The sequence below is a fragment of the Flavobacterium commune genome (assembly GCF_001857965.1).
Classification (GTDB): Bacteria; Bacteroidota; Bacteroidia; order Flavobacteriales; family Flavobacteriaceae; genus Flavobacterium; species Flavobacterium commune.
Genome location: NZ_CP017774.1, coordinates 1730516 through 1743121 on the forward strand (window position 1 = coordinate 1730516; position 12606 = coordinate 1743121).

Sequence of the window (12606 nt, forward strand, 5' to 3'; positions counted from 1 at the left end):
TCAATTTATTAAATACTCTTTTGCCATTATATAAACAATACTATGTCTAATTTATGCAAAATAAGAATATATATTGGGTAACGACTCCTTGTAATATTGAGAATTGGTTTATTATATCAACTTCAGAACAGGAGGCTAGAAATTTTCATGAAGATGGAGAAGGTTTCGATCGAGGCTATGCTAGAGCAAAGAAAATTTGCACAATACCAAATGAACTACTTGAAAATTATGTAGATAATGATGAAGATGACTATAACTATTGGCCTTCATTGGAATTATTGAAAGAATTAGATTTTAGAATTATCGAAAGAGAGTCTCCACGAATAGTTTCTTATAAATCCAAAATTTATTATGAAGGTAGTGGAATGATAAAAATTGTTGAATACCATACTTCAAGATTTTCTGGAATGTACGTTGTTAATGTTAGTAATATAGATAAATATAAAATAGGTTTTACTAAGAATCTAGATGCAAGACTGAAGGCTATTAGAACGATGTCACCCAATCAAATTCGTTTGAGATTTTACATTATAACTAAGCATTATAAGGAATTAGAAAAAGAAATACATAAAATGCTTTCATCAAAATTAATTCGTAGAGAGTGGTTTTTACTTAATGAAGATGATATTGATCAATTAATAACAAAGTTCCTTGAATTAGATAAAGAGAAGTTTCATATAGTAGATTATAAAAGTTTTCCATTTTATATGTAATTGGTGAAATATATAAGGTTCATAATCGAGATTGTTATATTTCTGTAAATATGAAGGTCTAATTTTTATTACTTTTCTATCATAGTAAGAAATGTTTTGCTTGTTTATAACTTATAAGGATTTAAATTTGCAGTACTTTAACTAAATAATATTAAAATAAGGTGTAAATTACATAACTAATTTGTCAATAAAATGTACAAAAGAGAATACGAGCCTCTGTTGGGAAATGGGTTTAAAGAGATTGCTTTGTGGCAGTTAGATGTTATTTTTTTGGAGCCTTTTGGAGAAAATGAGCAAAGAAAGCAATTGATAAATCGCTTAAATGCTTACTTAAGTGAGTTTTCATATTTAGGTTTAAATGCAGAACTTTGGATAGATGGATCATTTTCGACTCTTAAACCTGAACCAGAAGACATAGATGTTGTTTTTTTATTAGACGAAAGTGAAATAAACAGTTTAAATGATAGAAAACTGAAGTTATTTGAAGAATTGTTTCTAAATAGAGAAATAGTTAAAGCCAGATATTCAGTAGATGTTTATTTTATAGATAGAAATGATGAAATTGAAAAGCAAAAATGGATAACAACATATGGCTTTGATACAAGAAAAATAAATAGCAAAGGAATATATAAAATACAATTGCCAAAAGATGTATAGTATAGAACGTATAGAGGAATTATTAGCAAATTCGGAAGATACTTTATTGAAATATGAGAATTTGCTTAAAGGCAATCCAAATAGTTTGTTCAATAAAGGTATGGTGAAAAATACCTTAGAACAAATGATAGAATTGCGTTCTAATCTTGCTTTCGAAAAACAGAAAAGAGAAAAAGAAATTATTGATATACGCTTAAAAGGTAAAGTTGCAAAAGTAGGGAAGCTACCTTTAGATTTATTGGGTGAGTTTGCTAAAAGCTTATCAGATTGTATTATAGAGTCATCTAGGAAATATCAATATGGTAATAAAGGTGGTGCAAAAATATTAACCTCGATTAAAAACACTGTAGATTTACGCTTCGATAGATTAGTCCCTGGTTCAACACATATTTTAGTTACTGGTAACAATAGTCCTGATTTATTTGGTAATAGTATGATAGAGAATGCTTTAATTAATACTTTTGAGTTGTTAAATGTGCATAATGATTCTGAATTAATGAATAAGTCTGAAAAGTATGGTGGAGCAGGAATTAAAAAATTAAATAAAATATTAAACTTAAGTATTAATAACCATTTAGAATTTGATTTAGAATGGTCTTCACCAAATTCAAAAGTTTTTAAATGGGAAGGAAACTTTGATAGAATAAAGCAACTTAATAATTCTATTTCAAAAATAGAAACCATTACTCCTGAAGAAATCGAAATTTCAGGCACATTGGTTATGCAAAGTCTAAAAGGACAGCTTGAAATCGAAGAAGATGGAGGTAAACTTTTTAAGGTTTCATTTCCGATGTCTTTTTTAGATAAAATAAAAGAATTTCAAATTGGAGAAAATTTTTCTGCGATAATTATTAAAAATACTCTTAAAAACAGTATTACTAAAGAAGAGAAAGCATCATTTGAGTTGGCAAAAATTCTTGAATGAGGCTAAAGTTAGTTAGTGGCTATCAGAAATGTTTATTAAAAAAGAACCTCCTTTAAAAAACGAGTTAAAAAGTGGAATAATAACATAGAATATTTTTCAGATTTAAAAAGCACGGATCTTATTCATGCTTTTTTTCGTTTAAATCGTTTGGGTTATTTTATAAATAGCTGTTTTTCAAATGATTTAAATCTTAATCTTTCCAAAACCCTGCTTTTTTGAGAAGTATTTTATACTTTTGCACTCTGATTCCAAAAAATTTGGAATTATAGCAATGATTATATGAAAAAGAAAGTAGAAATTCTTGCTCCGGCTAAAAATTTGGTTCAGGGAATTGCAGCTATCAATGCGGGTGCAGATGCTGTGTATATTGGTGCTCCGCTTTTTGGAGCGCGTACCAATGCAACCAATTCAGTTGAGGATATTGCCGAAATGGTCAAATATGCTCACTTATTTAAGGCGCAGGTTTTTGTGGTGATCAATACCATTTTGTACGACAACGAATTAGACGCTTGTAAAAAATTAATCTATCAATTATACGATATTGGTGTCGATGCGCTTATTGTGCAGGACATGGCGATCATGGAAATGGATTTGCCGCCAATAGTTATTCACGCGAGTACTCAAGCGAACAACCGTGAACCAAAACACGTAAAATTCCTGAAAGATGTCGGGATGCAACGTGTAGTTTTGGCCAGAGAGTTGAATTTAGACCAGGTGAGAGACATTGCCGCAGCAACTGATGTAGAATTAGAATTCTTCGTTTCTGGTGCGCTTTGCGTGTCTTTTAGCGGAAATTGCTACATGAGTATCGCGGGTGGAGAACGTAGCGCTAATCGTGGTTCTTGTGCGCAAAACTGTCGTTTGCCGTACAATTTGATTGACGGAAATGGAACAACTTTATTGACCGAAAGTCATTTGCTTTCGATAAAGGATTTGGATTTAAGTGACCAATTGCCCAATTTGATTGAGGCAGGAATTACTTCGTTTAAGATTGAAGGTCGTTTAAAAGATATTGTTTACGTAAAAAATAATACTTCGTTTTTAAGAAAGAAACTGGATGCTTTCTTAGAAAATAATGAGAGTTTCCAAAAAGCTTCTTCAGGAAGGACTTTCTATAATTTCGAACCTGAAATGGACAGAAGTTTCAATAGAGGGTATACCGATTATTTTGTGAACCAGCGTAAAGAAAAAATAGGAAACTGGGAAAGTCCAAAATCACAAGGGCAGTACATTGGTAAAGTAACTGAAATCAAAGCCAATGGTTATGTGATTGAAAATCATGATAAGCTAAACAATGGTGATGGTTTGTTTTTTATCAATGAAGAGGGAATTGCCGATGGAGTCCAAATCAATATTATCGTGAATGATATTGTGGTGCCAAATACCTTTAAAAATATTGCTGTAGGAACAGTTATTTATCGAAATTCGGATGCAGAGTTTAACCGAATTGTAGAAAAAGAAAATGCTGCGGTTCGAAAAATTGGTGTAAGTCTTCGTTTTTCTGAAACAGAAGAAGGTTTCCAATTAACAGTGGTGGATGAAGACGGACACCAGAGTATATCGAATTTGGTTACTGAAAAAGAACTGGCAAAAAGCGAGGAATCAGTAATCCCGAATATCAAAAAGAACTTAGTTAAAACAGGAAATACGCCTTTTATAGTTGACAATATTGAAGTAGAATTTACTAAGAATTGGTTCTTGCCGATTTCGAAAGTGAATGAAGTGCGAAGAATTGCTTTGGAACAATTGATTGATATTCGAATCAACGAATACCATAGAGAAGAATTCCAAATTACAAAATCGGATATTCCTTATCCAACCGAAAAATTAGATTTTACTTTTAATGTTTCGAATAAATTAGCGAGAGCTTTTTATAAAAGACACGGTGTAACCGAGATTGAAAAGGCATTTGAATTGCAATGGGATCCTGGAAAAGCCCGTGTAATGACTACCAAATATTGCGTGAAATACGAATTGGGTAAATGTGCCCGCTTCCAGCGTGATACTATGGGAGAAAAAGTAAAAGAACCGCTAACGTTAAAACACGGTGAAACGGAATACAAATTGAAATTCAACTGCAAACCTTGTGAAATGGAAATTTGGGAAAAAGATGCCGAATTTGAAATCATCGACCAGGACGAGCAATTGGATTATGTGAAAAGAAGATAATATATAATGATGTCAGGCTGAGCTTGTCGAAGCCTAAATGATACTGTTAAACAAAAAAGCCGCGATGTTGCGGCTTTTTTGTTGCATTTTTTTACAGAGAAAAACATAAAATCCCTAATCGGGTTTAGTTTTGTTCTTCTTTTATTGTTCCATACCATTCGGTGATACAGGGATACATAAAAGCCGCCGTTTTCTGAATTGGATAGTAAAAAGTCGATTTGTCAAGCGTTTCTTTTTTAGCAAAAAAATGATTGTAGTTTATTTTTTCGAAAACAGAAAATACAATTCCAATGATTAAGACCGTTTTGAGTGTTCGGAATAATCCGCCACCAAGTTTGTTTATCCATCCTAAAAAAGCAAAATCCACTATTCCGGTTAGGATTTTTGCTAAAAAATGAATGCCAATTACTACCAGAATAAAAGTGAGAATAAAAGCCGTAACCTGAACCGTATTGGGGTTCCAATGCACAAATCCTAAAAGAATATCTTTGGTGATAACCGAGAATTTAACGGCTAAATAAATCCCGAAAAGTAAGGAGAAAAAGGATGCGATTTCAATAAAAAGACCATTTACCGTTCCTTTGTACAATGCAAATGCCAATAAAGCACCTAAAATAATATCTAAAAAACCCATAATAAAATAGAAAATAATAAAGAGCAAAGATAAAAGAATTATGTTGGTATCTTTGCCCTAATAATTTTAGATAGTAGAAAATCAGAATAGCAATTTCTAACTTCTAACTTCTAATTTCTAACTTTCAAAAAATGTCAAGAGACACACAACTTAAAGAGCGCTGGGATAAGCTTGTCGATATACTTTCTAATCAATTTTCACAAGGTGAAGATTTGGATTTGGATGCCATTATTTTTTTAATCGGAGTTCAGGAATTGGGTCAGGTACACCGAGAATATAAAAAAGACGAAAAACTAAACCTGATGCACATCGCTATTTGTCGTTTGCTGGAGCCTTATGGCTTTTATGAGTTCGACTTTTTTGATGAAGAAGGCTGGCCACATTACAAAGTAAAGGAACAATTACCCGCTTTAAAAGCAGGGGAACAATCGGTTTTAATGAAGGAAGCCATTGTGAGTTATTTTATAGAAAAACAACTTATTGATTGATTCGTTGTTATTTTATGACAGAAGTGTAGAAAAACTTCCAACTTCTAACTTCTAACTTCTAACTTTTTGCTTAAATTTGCACACTCAATTATTGGATGAAAATGATAGATAAGATAAAAGAATATATTGGTGAAGCACAAGCTTTTTCAACACAAGATACTGCCGAATTAGAATCATTTAGAATTAAGTTTTTAGGAAGTAAAGGAATTCTAAAAGAATTTTTTGCTGAATTTAAAAATGTTCCTAATGAGCAAAAAAAGGAATTTGGTCAGGTAATTAACCTGCTTAAGACTTCTGCAGAGGAAAAAGTAAAATCAATCCAGGAAACTTTAGAAAGCAAAGAAGAATCTAAAGGAATTTATGGCGATTTGACCCGTGCTGCCGAACCGGTAACTATCGGTTCTCGTCATCCGATTTCTATAGTAAAAAACCAAATCATAGATATCTTTTCAACCATTGGATTCAATGTTTCCGAAGGTCCTGAAATCGAAGACGATTGGCATAATTTTACTGCTTTAAACCTGCCAGAATACCATCCGGCACGTGACATGCAGGATACTTTTTTCATCCAGACCAATCCTGATATTTTATTGCGTACCCACACTTCATCGGTTCAGGTGCGTTATATGGAGAACAATAAACCGCCTATCAGAACCATTTCTCCGGGACGTGTTTTCCGTAATGAAGCCGTTTCGTCACGTTCACACTGTATTTTTCATCAGGTGGAAGGATTGTATATTGACAAAGACGTTTCTTTTGCCGATTTGAAACAAACGCTTTTGTATTTCACTAAAGAGATGTTTGGAAAGTCAAAAATCCGTTTGCGTCCTTCTTATTTTCCATTTACAGAGCCTAGTGCCGAAATTGATATTTATTGGGGATTAAAAACCGAAACTGATTATAGAATTACCAAAGGAACCGGTTGGTTAGAAATTGGTGGTTGCGGAATGGTAGATCCTAATGTTTTGAAAAACTGTGGCATCAATCCTGACGAATACAACGGATTTGCTTTTGGAATGGGAGTAGAGCGTATTGCGATGTTGTTGTACCAAATTGGAGACATCCGCATGTTTTATGAAAACGATGTGCGTTTCTTAGAGCAATTCAAATCGATTATATAATTTGAGTCCTTAGTTTTTAGTCCCTAGTCCTTAGCAAATACACTTTACTAAGGACTAGGGACTAAGTACTCTTCATCTGAACTATGAAAAAAGATATTACAATCCCCGAAGTAGAAAACGTATTTATTGCTGCCGTTCAGGAATGGAGCGATGATTTTATGGAGAAAGTTTGGTACGCTTATTTAGTAAACGACAGCGATTTTAACATCGAAAGTGCCATGGTGGTTTCGAAAGCTTTTGGAACTATTGATGGCGAAATGAAGAAAACCTCTATTTTGCGTCATGCTTTTGTGGAAGTTCCTGCTGTTTCAGTAGTGAAAATAGAAATGGTAGAGAAAAGTGTTTTGGCTTTGAATAACGAATTCATGCTGACTTTCTTTATTGGAAACACTTTGTACGACAAGAAGTTTATCTTTAAAGCCAATTCCATTAACGAAAACAATACTGAAGAAGTGCCGATTCTGTTTGTAGAAGGGGTGATTGTGAGGTAAAATGTCATTGCGAGGAACGAAGCAATCTCAATAGTTGCTCATTGCAATTGCTCTCGTTATGTGATTGCTTCGTTCCTCGCAATGACATTAATCCAGTTTATCAACCAGTTTTTTAAATACAGCCTTGGCATTTTTACCTTCGTACAAAATTTCATGAACCGCATCTATAATAGGCGTTTTAGCACCATAACCCTGGTTGAGTTTGTAGGCGCTTTTTGCGGCATAGTAACCTTCGGCAACCATGCTCATTTCCATCATCGCGCTTTTTACGGTATAACCTTTCCCAATCATGTTTCCGAACATTCTGTTTCTTGAAAAAACAGAATATCCTGTAACCAACAAATCGCCCAAATAAGCCGAATCATTGATATTGCGTTTCATCTTGTGTACTTTTCGAATGAATTTCTTCATTTCGCGAATCGCATTACTCATCAAAACCGATTGGAAGTTATCGCCATAACCTAAACCATGTGCAATTCCGGCTGCAATAGCGTAAATGTTTTTAAGCATTGCCGCATATTCAGTACCAATAATATCGTCAGTAATCTTAGTTTTGATGTAGTTTCCAGCCAGATTTTTGGCTACATTCTTTGCTTTTTCAGCATCGCCACAAGCAATTGTCAGGTAAGACAAACGCTCTAAAGCGACTTCTTCGGCGTGGCAAGGTCCGGTAATTACACCAATATTGTAATAAGGAATATCGTATTGAAAATGAAAATGTTCCCCAACAATCAAACTCGTTTCGGGAACAATACCTTTTATGGCTGAGAAGATGATTTTATCTTTTAGGGAAACCGTTAATTTTTGTAATTCGGCATCTAAAAAAGCCGAAGGAATAGCAAAAATAACATAGTCAGCATAAGAAACAGCTTCGTTGATGTCATTAGTAAGTTTTAGCTTTTTGGTGTCAAATTCAACAGAGCTAATGTAGTTTGGGTTGTGTTTATGCGCTTTTATATGCTCAATTGCCGATTCATTACGCATGTACCATGAAACTTCAGAAAGATTAACACAGAGCATTTTTGTAATGGCTGTTGCCCAACTTCCACCGCCAATTACTGCAAACTTTATATTTTCACTCATCTTTTTATAGTTTAATCAAAAGTACTTAAAAATGTAGTAATGAAGCAAGGGGAATTGTTTCGAATTGGGATTGGACTTATAAATGAAATTGTAATTTTTTTTAATTTTTTTCTGAATAATTACAATAAATAGAATGTTTCTTTCGTTATAAGTTTTTGTATATAAGTAGTTTGTGTTTTAGAATTATTAGAATTAGTTAATTTAGTTTTGGTGTTATTTAAAAGGCGTCTAAGAAATTTCGAAGACGCCTTTTTTGTTGATTTAGAAATAAGTAAGAATTAGTAACTTAATTCTACAATGGCTTTTAGTTTTTCCAAAGTAATATTTTGTTTTTCTCCCATAGCTTTCCAGCCTCTTTCATCAAAACGGTTCACGATAAAATCGGCAGTTTTGCTGTAATCATCTGTGTATTGCGATAATTTTGTGTCTATTCCCATCGTGTGGAAAAACGCTACAGTTTTGTTGATGGCTTCATTAGCAATTTCGTTATCCGTTCCGGATAAATTAAAGATGCGTTTTCCGTATTGTGCCAGTTTTTCTTTTTTGGTTTCGAATAAAACGCGGTATAAATTAGGTCCAATAATAGCCAATGTTCTGGCATGATCAATTTCATAAAGTGCTGTTAATTCGTGACCAATCATATGCGTTGCCCAATCGGTTGGAACTCCTTTTGCGATTAATCCGTTTAAAGCCATCGTACAACTCCACATAAAGTTAGATGCCAGCGCATAATCGGCAGGATTCTCCACTACTTTTGGTCCCACTTCGATTAAAGTTTGTAAAATTCCTTCGGCAATTCGGTCTTGTAAATAACCGTCGTGTGGATAGGTTAAATATTGTTCCATTACATGTGTGAAAGCATCAACAACTCCGTTTTGCAATTGTCTTTTTGGTAAAGATTGAATCACTGTTGGGTCGCAAATGGAGAATTGCGGAAATAAAGCGCTTCCGCCAGAAGCTAATTTCTCCTGAGTTGCTTTAATTGTTACCACATATCCCGAATTCATTTCGCTTCCCGTTGCCGGAAGTGTTAGAATTGTTCCAAATGGCATCGCATTTTCTTTTATTAAAATATGTTTTTGAAGAATATCAATTGGATTTCCGTCAAAATTTACTGCTGCCGAAATGAATTTAACGCCGTCAATTACCGAACCACCGCCTACTGCCAGAATAAAATCTATTTTTTCTGCTTTTATCACTTCAACAGCTTTCATCAAAGTTTCAAAATGCGGATTGGGTTCAATTCCGCCAAATTCTACTATTTCAAATCCTTTAAGATTCTCAATTACTTGTTGGTGAATTCCATTTTTAAAAATACTTCCACCGCCATAAGCCAATAGGATTTTGGCGCCTTGTGGAACTAATTCAGATAATTTTTCTATTTGTCCTTTCCCGAAAACCAGTTTCGTAGGATTGTATAATTCGAAGTTTAACATCTTATTTTTTAGTGTTTAATTGTTCTAATAATTTTTGTGCTACTAGTTTAGATGAGGCTGGATTTTGTCCTGTAATTAATATGCCATCTTCAACGGCATAAGGTTGCCAGTTTTCGGTTTTAGAATAAATACCACCATTGGCTTGAAGTACTTCTTCTAATAAAAACGGAACGACATTAGTCAGTCCTACGGCAGCTTCTTCAGCGTTTGAAAATCCGGTTACTTTTTTCCCTTTTACTAAATATTCGTCTTTTATTTTCACATCTTTTAATACGCCTGGAGCGTGACAAACAAAAGCTATAGGCTTATTGCTGTTGTAAAAAGATTCAATCAATGCAATCGAATTTCTGTCTTTGGTTAAATCCCATAATGGGCCGTGTCCGCCAGGATAAAAAACAGCATCGTAATCAGATTCTTTTACATGAGCTAATTTTAGCGTGTGTTTTAGTTTAGCCAATAATTCCGTGTCGGCATCAAATCTTTTAGTGTCTTCGGTAGCTGATGCAGGATCAGCACTTTTTGGGTCAATTGGAGGTTGTCCGCCCAGCGGAGTGGCAATGTCAATTTGGATTCCCTTATCGGCTAATTCATAATAAGGTGCAGCCAATTCTTCGGTCCAAAATCCTGTTTTTTCTCCTGTGTTTCCCAGTTTATCGTGACTGGTAACTACAAATAATACTTTTTTCATAGGTGTTTTATTTTGTGCTGTTGCAGTAAAAGAAGCTACAGCTGAGATTATAATGCTGAATAATTTAAATTTTTTCATAGTTGATTTTTTTTGTTGTTACAAATTTAGGACAGATATGTTATTAGTAAAAATAATTTAAATTATGTTTGTGATAAATTTATTTATATCATGGTGAATTTAGAATGGTATCGAACCTTTAAATCGGTGTATAAAAACGGAAACTTTTCATTGGCTGCCAAAGAATTATTTATCAGTCAGCCAGCGGTAAGTCAGCAAATTTCGATGTTGGAAGCCCATGTGGGTTATAAATTATTCAATAGAAAATCGAAAGGAGTTGAACCAACGGAATACGCTAAGTTACTCAATAACTTAATTATAGAAGCCTTAGATCGTTTAGAAAATGTGGAAAATGGTTTTCGCTCTAAAGCATTTGATGCCAATCGCTTAATTACGGTAGGGATCTCGAAACATTTATTTAGTAGTATGGCCAGTCTTTTGATTTCCAAATTTGATTATATCGATTTTAGCTTTCAGGAAAATGATGCGCTTTTCGAATTGGTAAATGCTAAAAAGATTGATTTTGCTATTGTAACTAAAAAATATGACACCTTTGACACGGTGCAAAAAAAGTTGGGTGATATTAGACAAATCATCGTAGGTTCAAAAAACATTGATGCTGCAAAGTTACAATCGGACATTAAGAATAGCGATTATAACGCCATTGAAAATTGGCTAAACGATCAAAAATGGTACAGTCATGATTCAGGAATTCCTCATATAAAATTGTTTTGGTTGCATGTTTTCAATAAAAAACGACCTTCGATGGTTCCGAATTATATTATTCCATCAGAGTCCGAAATGCTGGAGGTGCTTTCTAAGAATTCAGGTGTAGCCGTTAGCTGGGATATCAATGCACGTTCTTTTATTCAGGATGAAAAATTGCAATTGCTGTGGGAAACAAATCAAATGCCTGAGACTGCAGCCTATCTTTTGTCAGCGAAAAATTCAGGGTTTAATTTGGCCGCTCAGGAAATCGAAGAAGAGTTGAAAAAGCTTTTAAGTTAAGTACTATTTATTTTAATACTTATATGTTCTTATTTGTAAAGCTATATAAATTATAAAGAATAGAATAAAGCTAAAAAACTTAAATGACTTATATGTTTTAAAAAATTGATTTACTTTTTATAAAATAAATTATGGTCGATATATTCCCATACTTTAGTAGGAACTAAAGGGCGAACATTTTTTCCTAGTTTAATGTTTTCCCGAATAAAAGTTGAAGAAATTTCAACAACAGGAGCATCAATCATGCGGATTTTAGGATGGTTTTTGAATTCTGAATTCTCGGCTTCAGCTGAGATTCGTGGATAAACATAAATCTCATGATGCGCCAGAATAGCTTCGTAATTCTTCCATTTGTGCAAAGATTTCAGATTGTCTTCGCCCATAATTAAAGAAAATTGATGATGCGGATATTTCTCTTCCAGATGTACTAAAGTTGTTACGGTGTAATTAGGCTGTGGCAATTTGAACTCAATATCCGATGGTTTTAGTTTTGGATAATCTTCTGTGGCGAGATAAACCATTTGCAAACGGTGGTAATCGTCCAGCAGCGTACTTTTTTTCTTCAAAGGATTGTGTGGCGTAACCACTAACCACACCTGATCTAAGTCGGAATGCTCAGCCATGTGATTGGCAATAATGAGATGTCCAACATGAATGGGGTTGAAAGTGCCGAAATACAATCCTATTTTCATTGTTTTAGTCCTTAGTTTTTTAGTCCCTAGTCCTTAGCTGTTAGTCCTAAGTTTTTATTCTTTCAAATTTTTTGAGAAGGCGTTAATCATTTTACTTTCTTCTTCTATTAAAAACAGAATCTCATTAAATAAGTTGTCATCAACTACAAAATCTAATTCTTTTGCGATAATTAGTTGTGTTTCAATTTCGTTTAATGAACCTCTGGAAATATTCAAAAAATGATTAAATGATTTGTCAGTTTGTCGCCCAAATCCTTCGGCAATATTTGAAGTAACTGAGATACTGGCTCTCTTTAACTGACTTGTTAAGGCATAAATTTCTTCTTTCGGAAAATCCTTTGTGAGTTTATATATTAAAACTACAATCTTGATACCCTTTTGCCAAATTAATAATTCTTTGTATGATTTAACTCCACTCATAATTTATTGTTTTTAGGTTGATTG

The 12606-nt window shown here is 33.6% G+C and carries 14 protein-coding genes; 8 read left to right on the forward strand and 6 right to left on the reverse strand.

Going from position 1 to position 12606, the window contains the following annotated elements:
* Positions 1-53 precede the first annotated feature (53 nt).
* The 4 genes from BIW12_RS07195 (at position 54) to BIW12_RS07210 (ending at position 4464) form a co-directional block, all read left to right on the forward strand.
* Positions 54-713, forward strand: a complete 660-nt coding sequence (locus BIW12_RS07195) for a GIY-YIG nuclease family protein (RefSeq protein WP_071184496.1) — start codon at positions 54-56, stop codon at positions 711-713.
* A gap of 192 nt (positions 714-905) precedes the next feature.
* Positions 906-1370, forward strand: a complete 465-nt coding sequence (locus BIW12_RS07200) for a DUF6932 family protein (RefSeq protein ID WP_071184497.1) — start codon at positions 906-908, stop codon at positions 1368-1370.
* Entirely contained in the window at positions 1363-2295 is a 933-nt protein-coding gene (locus BIW12_RS07205; RefSeq protein WP_071184498.1) for a hypothetical protein, read from the forward strand. The genes BIW12_RS07200 and BIW12_RS07205 overlap by 8 nt, the downstream gene beginning before the upstream one ends.
* A gap of 279 nt (positions 2296-2574) precedes the next feature.
* Entirely contained in the window at positions 2575-4464 is a 1890-nt protein-coding gene (locus tag BIW12_RS07210) for a peptidase U32 family protein (RefSeq protein ID WP_071184499.1), read from the forward strand.
* Between the two features lie 124 nt (positions 4465-4588).
* Here BIW12_RS07210 and BIW12_RS07215 read toward each other — a convergent pair whose 3' ends face one another.
* On the reverse strand, positions 4589-5098 hold the full coding sequence (locus BIW12_RS07215) for a CvpA family protein (RefSeq protein ID WP_071184500.1): 510 nt from the start codon (positions 5096-5098) through the stop codon (positions 4589-4591).
* Positions 5099-5229: 131 nt separating this feature from the next.
* Here BIW12_RS07215 and BIW12_RS07220 point away from each other — a divergent pair, with 131 nt between their 5' ends.
* The 3 genes from BIW12_RS07220 (at position 5230) to BIW12_RS07230 (ending at position 7198) form a co-directional block, all read left to right on the forward strand.
* The gene (locus BIW12_RS07220) at positions 5230-5586 is read left to right on the forward strand and encodes a hypothetical protein (RefSeq protein WP_071184501.1); all 357 of its coding nucleotides are present in this window, start codon (positions 5230-5232) and stop codon (positions 5584-5586) included.
* A 101-nt stretch (positions 5587-5687) separates the two neighbouring features.
* Positions 5688-6707: a phenylalanine--tRNA ligase subunit alpha gene (pheS, locus tag BIW12_RS07225; RefSeq protein WP_071186209.1), complete on the forward strand. Its 1020-nt coding sequence runs from the start codon at positions 5688-5690 to the stop codon at positions 6705-6707.
* An 83-nt stretch (positions 6708-6790) separates the two neighbouring features.
* A complete protein-coding gene (locus tag BIW12_RS07230) occupies positions 6791-7198 on the forward strand; it encodes a hypothetical protein (RefSeq protein WP_071184502.1) in 408 nt (135 codons plus the stop codon).
* A gap of 87 nt (positions 7199-7285) precedes the next feature.
* Here BIW12_RS07230 and BIW12_RS07235 read toward each other — a convergent pair whose 3' ends face one another.
* The 3 genes from BIW12_RS07235 to BIW12_RS07245 all read right to left on the reverse strand — a co-directional run bounded on the left by BIW12_RS07235 (position 7286) and on the right by BIW12_RS07245 (position 10483).
* Positions 7286-8281 (reverse strand): NAD(P)H-dependent glycerol-3-phosphate dehydrogenase, encoded by a 996-nt coding sequence (locus BIW12_RS07235; RefSeq protein WP_071184503.1) that lies wholly within the window; start codon positions 8279-8281, stop codon positions 7286-7288.
* Between the two features lie 278 nt (positions 8282-8559).
* A complete protein-coding gene (locus tag BIW12_RS07240; protein WP_071184504.1) occupies positions 8560-9717 on the reverse strand; it encodes an iron-containing alcohol dehydrogenase in 1158 nt (385 codons plus the stop codon).
* 1 nt (position 9718) lies between these two features.
* Positions 9719-10483, reverse strand: coding sequence for a type 1 glutamine amidotransferase domain-containing protein (locus BIW12_RS07245; protein WP_071184505.1), 765 nt, complete (start codon positions 10481-10483; stop codon positions 9719-9721).
* 90 nt (positions 10484-10573) lie between these two features.
* On the opposite strand from BIW12_RS07245, the gene BIW12_RS07250 reads away from it, so the two are divergent.
* Positions 10574-11470 carry a LysR family transcriptional regulator gene (locus tag BIW12_RS07250; protein ID WP_071184506.1) on the forward strand — a complete coding sequence of 299 codons (897 nt, stop codon included), beginning with the start codon at positions 10574-10576 and terminating at the stop codon, positions 11468-11470.
* 110 nt (positions 11471-11580) lie between these two features.
* Here BIW12_RS07250 and nadD read toward each other — a convergent pair whose 3' ends face one another.
* Together nadD and BIW12_RS07260 are read right to left on the reverse strand one after the other, a co-directional pair.
* Positions 11581-12162, reverse strand: a complete 582-nt coding sequence (gene nadD / locus BIW12_RS07255; protein WP_071184507.1) for a nicotinate (nicotinamide) nucleotide adenylyltransferase — start codon at positions 12160-12162, stop codon at positions 11581-11583.
* A 54-nt stretch (positions 12163-12216) separates the two neighbouring features.
* Complete coding sequence (locus BIW12_RS07260; RefSeq protein WP_071184508.1) at positions 12217-12582, reverse strand: four helix bundle protein; 366 nt, start codon at positions 12580-12582, stop codon at positions 12217-12219.
* Positions 12583-12606 lie beyond the last annotated feature (24 nt).

Excerpts from the sequence above, each read along its gene's own strand:
- BIW12_RS07195 (WP_071184496.1), top strand. The coding sequence starts at position 54 with ATGCAAAATAAGAATATATATTGGGTAACGACTCCTTGTAATATTGAG.
- BIW12_RS07245 (WP_071184505.1), bottom strand. The coding sequence starts at position 10,483 with ATGAAAAAATTTAAATTATTCAGCATTATAATCTCAGCTGTAGCTTCT.
- BIW12_RS07200 (WP_071184497.1), top strand. The coding sequence starts at position 906 with ATGTACAAAAGAGAATACGAGCCTCTGTTGGGAAATGGGTTTAAAGAG.
- BIW12_RS07230 (WP_071184502.1), top strand. The coding sequence starts at position 6,791 with ATGAAAAAAGATATTACAATCCCCGAAGTAGAAAACGTATTTATTGCT.
- pheS (WP_071186209.1), top strand. The coding sequence starts at position 5,688 with ATGATAGATAAGATAAAAGAATATATTGGTGAAGCACAAGCTTTTTCA.
- nadD (WP_071184507.1), bottom strand. The coding sequence starts at position 12,162 with ATGAAAATAGGATTGTATTTCGGCACTTTCAACCCCATTCATGTTGGA.
- BIW12_RS07220 (WP_071184501.1), top strand. The coding sequence starts at position 5,230 with ATGTCAAGAGACACACAACTTAAAGAGCGCTGGGATAAGCTTGTCGAT.
- BIW12_RS07250 (WP_071184506.1), top strand. The coding sequence starts at position 10,574 with ATGGTGAATTTAGAATGGTATCGAACCTTTAAATCGGTGTATAAAAAC.
- BIW12_RS07260 (WP_071184508.1), bottom strand. The coding sequence starts at position 12,582 with ATGAGTGGAGTTAAATCATACAAAGAATTATTAATTTGGCAAAAGGGT.
- BIW12_RS07215 (WP_071184500.1), bottom strand. The coding sequence starts at position 5,098 with ATGGGTTTTTTAGATATTATTTTAGGTGCTTTATTGGCATTTGCATTG.
- BIW12_RS07240 (WP_071184504.1), bottom strand. The coding sequence starts at position 9,717 with ATGTTAAACTTCGAATTATACAATCCTACGAAACTGGTTTTCGGGAAA.
- BIW12_RS07210 (WP_071184499.1), top strand. The coding sequence starts at position 2,575 with ATGAAAAAGAAAGTAGAAATTCTTGCTCCGGCTAAAAATTTGGTTCAG.
- BIW12_RS07235 (WP_071184503.1), bottom strand. The coding sequence starts at position 8,281 with ATGAGTGAAAATATAAAGTTTGCAGTAATTGGCGGTGGAAGTTGGGCA.
- BIW12_RS07205 (WP_071184498.1), top strand. The coding sequence starts at position 1,363 with ATGTATAGTATAGAACGTATAGAGGAATTATTAGCAAATTCGGAAGAT.